Raw genomic sequence first — 6,301 nt, forward strand, 5'->3', positions numbered from 1 at the left:
ATTTAACTTCGCTTTTTATTACTATTTTTATATACAAGTTATTAACAGACAGATTGTTATAACATATTTAAGGAATGACTAAATAATATACCATAACTTCTGAAATTAATAAATTCGTTATGTGATATATTGATGCCACTATTGAATGTATCAGCGTTAGTTGTTGTTCCTTCATTAATGATTAAAGAACCAGGCATTGTAGCCCCACCTCTAATGATATTATGAGTAATGGTGATTTGATCATTACCATTTGCACCTGTGGTTGTTCCTATCAAAATAACATTATCCCCACTGCCACTAATGGTGCAGTAGGTAATGGTATTGTGAGATGCTTCATTGCGGAATCTAATGGTGGTACCAAAAGTAGCTGTATTTGTAATTCGCAGTTGTGAAGTTGTTCCAATACCCCCCGGTCTGCCATCAATGGTGATATGACCCATGCCAGTAAAATCAAAAATTCGATTATTTCCTTCAATAATGCGGTTTGTTACACCCAATGCAGGTCTGATGGTTAACGGATTAGTGGCAGATGGTGCTTGCCCAGATGCAACACTTGCAAAATTAATTGGGAACGTTTCTAACGACCCATCATAGCTATCGTTGAGCTCAAAAAATACAGGAGCAGCAACACCAAAATTTGCCAAGTAGCTTGCGGCTGCCGTTAGGCTTGGAAAATCTGCCGAGCCGCCACCAATGCTGTAAACACCAGCTAATGGACCACCTCCATTTTTCAATAAGAAGTTAGTTGTTGTAGCTGAGCTTTTCGATGTCAGCTTTGTTTTTTTCTCATTTTTGTTTACATCCTCGTTATGCATCTTTTGCGATTCATCTAACGTGATTGTTGGCATTTCTTCAATCACCTCTTGCTGCAGCATCATGGGTGTAGGCTCAATTTGTGCAGTAACCAAATTTGCACCAAGCAGCATGACAAACATCAAAAGAAAATGCTTGAAATAGTTTAATTTTTGTTTCATTGTTAAAAAATAAAGGATTAATAATAAATAAGTAATTAATTGTTTTTGATGACGTTTTTAGTCATTCATTTTAGGAATAAGAAAAGCAAAAAAGCTTTAATTAGCGCTCAATAACGCCTTATGGCGTTGACCTGTTTTTCAATAACAATATCTGCGTTTTCGTTTTTTGGTTATTTCATCTTATATTACTCAGCGTATAAATGTCCCTACTCTATTTTGCCTTTTCGGGTATCTGCTTTTAACATTAAGTACAAATGTAGATGCATAGTACAAGCCTGTCAATAAGTGTTAACACGTATTTTTACGAATGATTTTATATTTTTTTAGTCAGGTCTATTAAAAGAAAAAACAGAATTTTAGGTGTTTTTAGTCAGCAAAATCAACCTTTTCCAGATTTTCATGCATTCTACTGATTTAAAAATGTATCAACCAATTTTTTTTAAGCTTTTTTTTAATTACCCCTTTTTTTGAGCACTGCATTGTTTTTTAAGAAAAGTATTTACTAATTTTGGAATTAGAATTTTTATGAAATTTTATTACCGAGCATTTATCATTTTGTAATAGTTGAGCAAATTGATCTTTTTTTGTAGCAAAATTACCTTCTCTAAAAAGTTAAAAATAATTCCAAATAGCACTAAAATGAGGTTTGATTCGTTTCCATTTCACCCTAAAAACAAATAGTATCCTAAATCATGTTCAAACAAAACGCTACTACTTCTCCGATTTTCATTTTTATTTTTATGCTTCTATTTTGTAGTATTGTAGGATGCACAGAGAAGAAACCTACTATTTATAAAGAAGCGGACCAAAAAGAAGTTGTCATTAAAAATAAATGGCTTTCAAAAGACGAAAATTTTGATACTGAAATCTATAAAAAAAATTTGACGCTTACTACAATGAAGGGCTTCAAAAAAAGAATTATGCCCAAGCCACAGATGCTTTACTTGCTGTGTTTCAATTGATGAGCAACAGAGGATATTATAATGACGACCACTACTACATTGTTTTGAAAGAGTATTTAGCAAAGCACGCATCTGAAATTGAAAAAGACCCACTCTTCTCATTTCACATCTACAAAGGAGTGGTGGAAACTTTTTCAGGAAAATACGAAGAAGCCATCAAAACTCTAAATCAATTAGACCAATTTAAACCCGATAATTTTTCCAATTACCTCGATTTGGGTTATGCCCATTACTATATTTCGTGTAATCATTATTACCTTGGCGATTATATAAAATCATTAGAGACATTAAACAAATCGGCCGCGTACTTTAAACACACTGACGACCTTAACGGTTTAATTATCGTAGAATCTTGGCGAGCACACGTGCATTTTAGCACTAAAAATTTGCAAGATGCTATAACAACCATCGACCAAGCCATAAAAATTTATGATAAAACCAATAATCCAACGAGTCAAGTAAACTTAATGTTAACCAAACACGATTACTTGGCAGAAAAATATCAGGACGAGCGGCATACTTATTTAGATTCGATACGCATCAAGATTGAAAAAAACAACATTCAAGATCATTCTGTATTGATGCGATACAACCATAATTTAATCAGAAAAAATATAGTTGAGAAAAATGTACCATCGCTAGACACGTTGATGCCCATTTTTGAATCGCAAGTTAAAGAGGCGAATATCGCTGTTTACAGCAATGCCTACATGGTAAATGAGGGCGAATACAACTTTTTAAAGAATAAAAAAATAAAAAATAAAGAGGCATTGACTCAATTGCTGCTAGCATACAAAAAGAATAAGGACTACCCATTTTCACTAAGCATTTTAAAATTGTTTAGAAAAGAAGCCATTCAAGAAAACAACCTCGCAAAAGTGTTAGCTTACGATGACGAAATAAAAGAAATTGAAGAAACCATTGCAGAGTCTGAATTAAAATTTAAAGTAAAAGTTTTTGAGAAAAAAATTGATGCCGAGAAAAAAGCAAAAATCATTGCCCAGCAAAAAAATGAGTTAAACCAAAGCCGAAACTTTATTCTCAGTCTTGCAGCACTTGTCATAACCATTATCTTTACTTTTTGGATTTTTTCCCTTCGAAAAAAAAGAAAACAAGCACTTGAGGAACAGTTAAAACAAGAACAATTTACTTACCAATTGTTGCAAAATACCGAAGAAGAACGCAGTAGAATTGCTGGTGAACTGCACGATAGTGTAAACCAAGATTTGCTCACCATGAAACACAATGTGCTCAATGGAAACCAAATGGTTGCTGAGGATTTTACAAATGTAATTGAAGAGGTTCGCAATATCAGCAGAAATTTACATCCTTCTATTTTGAAGAATCTTGGCTTGAAAGCAAGTATCGAGCATTTGTGCGAAAAACTGACCGATGTTGGACTTTTCACTACCTGCGAAGTTGAGTATGAAAATCAAGTATCCAAAAACAATGAATTACAAATCTATCGTATCATTCAAGAAGCACTCAACAATACACTTAAACATGGCAAAGCCAATGCTGCAAAAGTTATTTTGACCTTTAATGAACAATTTTTACATTTAGAAATCAAAGACAACGGAAATGGTTTTGATGTGAACAAACAACTCAAAAATCCGCAATCATTTGGTTTGCAAAGTATTTTACAAAGAGCTAAAGCGATTGGTGCTAAAATCAACATCAATTCGAATGCAAAAGGCACGGTCATTTTAATGAAAATACCATTTTAAAATGAAAAAAATACTCATTGCAGACGACCATCCGATGATGCTCAATGGCATCAAAACTTATGTGGAATCGTTGGGTTATGATGTGATCCACACCTGTGAAAATGGCGAAGAAGTTTTAGTTAAAATAGCGCTCAAAAAACCAGACATTATCATTTTGGATTTGAACATGCCTATTTTGAATGGTATTGAGGTTTTACAAAAAATTAGAATTCAAGACCCCGATATTAAAGTTGTCATTTATACCATGCACAATGAAAAAAACTATTTAGACGCAGCAATTAGTTTAGGTGCAAACGGCTACCTTTTGAAAGATTTTGCCTTGGAGGAAATTTCCATTTGTTTACAAAAAATTAGCGTAGGTGAAAAGTGGTTCAGCCAAAAACTTGACGATGCAATCGTAGCCATGAAACATGATTTAGAGACTCAAAAAATTATGCTGCTAACCTCAGCAGAAAAAAAAATTCTTTCGTTGATTGGACAAGATTACAACACAAAAGATATTGCCGATTTACTTTTTATATCAGAAAAAACAGTCGAGAAACACCGCAGCAACATTGTGAAAAAATTGGGGCTACCCAGCGAAAAAAATATTCTACAACGTTTTGCGCTCAAAATAAATTATAAATTTTATTGAACATGCTGTCAGATTTTCTTAGTATAATTTTTTAATAACTTTTGTAAATTAGAATGAAAAACTATCTGATATCAGTTTTAAAGCCATTATTTCAGTTTCTGTAACGCTTCCAAAACGTAATTGTGCATCACTTCTTTGTAATCCAAATGGGTTACAATCCGCAATTTTCCGGGACCTAAGGAACTGATGAAAATATTTTTTTGCTTCAGTTTTTCAACCAAAAGATTTTCGTCAAAACCCTTTTTTAGTGAGAAAATTAAAATGTTTGTTTCGACTGGTTCCACTTTTTCTACCCATGGCAATTGTGCCAATACCGCTCCAATTTCCCTAGCCCGTCGGTGATCGTCCACGAGTCGGTTGACGTTGTTTTGTAAGGCATAAATACCGGCTGCAGCCAAATAACCCACTTGTCGCATACCGCCTCCCAATATTTTCCGGATTCGCAAAGCACGCTTGATGGTCGCTTTATCGCTGACTAAAAGCGATCCAATTGGCGCACCCAAACCTTTGGACAAGCAAACGGATATTGTGTCAAACACTTTTCCGTACTCGTTCGGATTTTCTTGTTTGTGTACCAATGCATTCCAAATTCGGGCACCGTCCATGTGGAATTTCAGGTTATTTTCTACGCAAACTTCTTTAATTCGTTTGAATTCTTCGAAATCATAACATGCGCCACCACCTTTGTTTGTAGTGTTTTCTACACAAACCAAACTTGTTAATGGACTGTGGTAAAACTCAGGATTGTTGACCGCTCCGGCGACTTGTTCGGCCGTAATCATGCCACGATGTCCGTCGAGTAAACAGCACGAAACACCACTGTTAAACGAGGCACCTCCGCCTTCGTAGTTATAAACATGGGCATATTTGTCGGCAATCAATTGTTCGCCCGGTTGGGTATGTAATTTTATAGCTGTTTGATTGGCCATAGTTCCGGACGGAAAAAACAGTGCCGCTTCCATACCAAAGATTTGGGCGACCATATTTTCGAGTGCGATAACTGTTGGGTCTTGCTTGTAAACATCGTCACCTACTTGAGCCTGAAACATATACCGAAGCATTTCTGGTGAAGGTTTTGTAACGGTGTCGCTTACTAAATTTATTTCCATATATTGAAAAGGATGTCTTATTTTTGTAATCTAAATTTGATGAATTCAGGGAGTTTTAGCCCTGATGGAAGTGGCATCCTTTTTCTCGTTTCTTTAACGAGGAAAAGATAAAACGTACAGCAGGAAACAGCTCCAAATTCGTCGCAAAAATAAAACTAATTTATGACAAATACCGAACAAATTAAAGGTATTGTGGAGCGTCTTGGTGCGTTGAGGAGGTATCTTTGACGTCGACAAGAAGTTAATCGAAATTACCAACGAGGAAGAAAAAACCTTAGCTCCCGATTTTTGGAATAATGCTAAAGAAGCAGAGGCCTATATTAAGGTTTTGCGGTCTAAAAAGAAATGGATTGAAGATTACGACAAAGCAGTTTTGCTTGGCGATGAACTACAATTGGCGTACGAATTCTATAAGGAAGGCGAACTTACTGAGGAAGAATTGGACGAGCAATATTTTGCCACAAACTCGCATTTAGAAAATCTAGAGTTCCGCAACATGCTCTCGGAAGAAGGCGACAATATGAGTGCCGTTTTACAAATTACGGCGGGTGCTGGAGGAACGGAAAGTTGCGATTGGGCATCGATGTTGATGCGAATGTACATGATGTGGGCCGAAAAAAGTGGCTATAAAATTAAAGAATTGAACTTTCAGGAAGGCGATGTGGCGGGAATCAAAACTGTTACGCTGGAAATTGAAGGGGATTTTTCTTTTGGCTACTTAAAAGGTGAAAACGGTGTGCACCGATTGGTTCGGATATCACCATTTGACAGCAATGGCAAGCGCCATACATCTTTTGCTTCGGTTTATGTATATCCGTTGGTTGATGATACAATCGAAATTGACATCAATCCAGCAGATATTGAAATCATTACCTCGCGGTCGAGCGGAGCTGGT

Annotated in this window: 4 protein-coding genes and 1 pseudogene; 3 read left to right on the forward strand and 2 right to left on the reverse strand. The window is 35.7% G+C overall.

Going from position 1 to position 6,301, the window contains the following annotated elements; translation table 11 throughout:
• Positions 1-56: 56 nt before the first annotated feature.
• Complete coding sequence (locus tag ACIQ2X_RS12645) at positions 57-974, reverse strand: hypothetical protein (RefSeq protein WP_396179280.1); 918 nt, start codon at positions 972-974, stop codon at positions 57-59.
• A 961-nt stretch (positions 975-1,935) separates the two neighbouring features.
• Between ACIQ2X_RS12645 and ACIQ2X_RS12650 the strand changes: the two genes are divergently transcribed.
• Both ACIQ2X_RS12650 and ACIQ2X_RS12655 read left to right on the forward strand, forming a co-directional pair.
• Positions 1,936-3,663, forward strand: a complete 1,728-nt coding sequence (locus tag ACIQ2X_RS12650; protein WP_396179281.1) for an ATP-binding protein — start codon at positions 1,936-1,938, stop codon at positions 3,661-3,663.
• Position 3,664: 1 nt separating this feature from the next.
• Positions 3,665-4,297, forward strand: a complete 633-nt coding sequence (locus tag ACIQ2X_RS12655) for a response regulator (RefSeq protein WP_396179282.1) — start codon at positions 3,665-3,667, stop codon at positions 4,295-4,297.
• Positions 4,298-4,383: 86 nt separating this feature from the next.
• Here the strand turns inward: ACIQ2X_RS12655 and ACIQ2X_RS12660 are convergent, their stop codons facing one another.
• A complete protein-coding gene (locus ACIQ2X_RS12660) occupies positions 4,384-5,406 on the reverse strand; it encodes a threonine aldolase family protein (RefSeq protein ID WP_396179283.1) in 1,023 nt (340 codons plus the stop codon).
• Between the two features lie 162 nt (positions 5,407-5,568).
• Here ACIQ2X_RS12660 and ACIQ2X_RS12665 point away from each other — a divergent pair.
• A pseudogene (locus tag ACIQ2X_RS12665) lies at positions 5,569-6,301 on the forward strand (PCRF domain-containing protein); the annotation flags it as partial.

The organism is Flavobacterium sp. (assembly GCF_044368625.1).
Lineage (GTDB): Bacteria > Bacteroidota > Bacteroidia > Flavobacteriales > Flavobacteriaceae > Flavobacterium.

Bases quoted from the DNA above. Each gene is read 5' to 3' on its own strand.
- ACIQ2X_RS12645 (WP_396179280.1), bottom strand. From the start codon at position 974: ATGAAACAAAAATTAAACTATTTCAAGCATTTTCTTTTGATGTTTGTC.
- ACIQ2X_RS12650 (WP_396179281.1), top strand. From the start codon at position 1,936: ATGAGCAACAGAGGATATTATAATGACGACCACTACTACATTGTTTTG.
- ACIQ2X_RS12655 (WP_396179282.1), top strand. From the start codon at position 3,665: ATGAAAAAAATACTCATTGCAGACGACCATCCGATGATGCTCAATGGC.
- ACIQ2X_RS12660 (WP_396179283.1), bottom strand. From the start codon at position 5,406: ATGGAAATAAATTTAGTAAGCGACACCGTTACAAAACCTTCACCAGAA.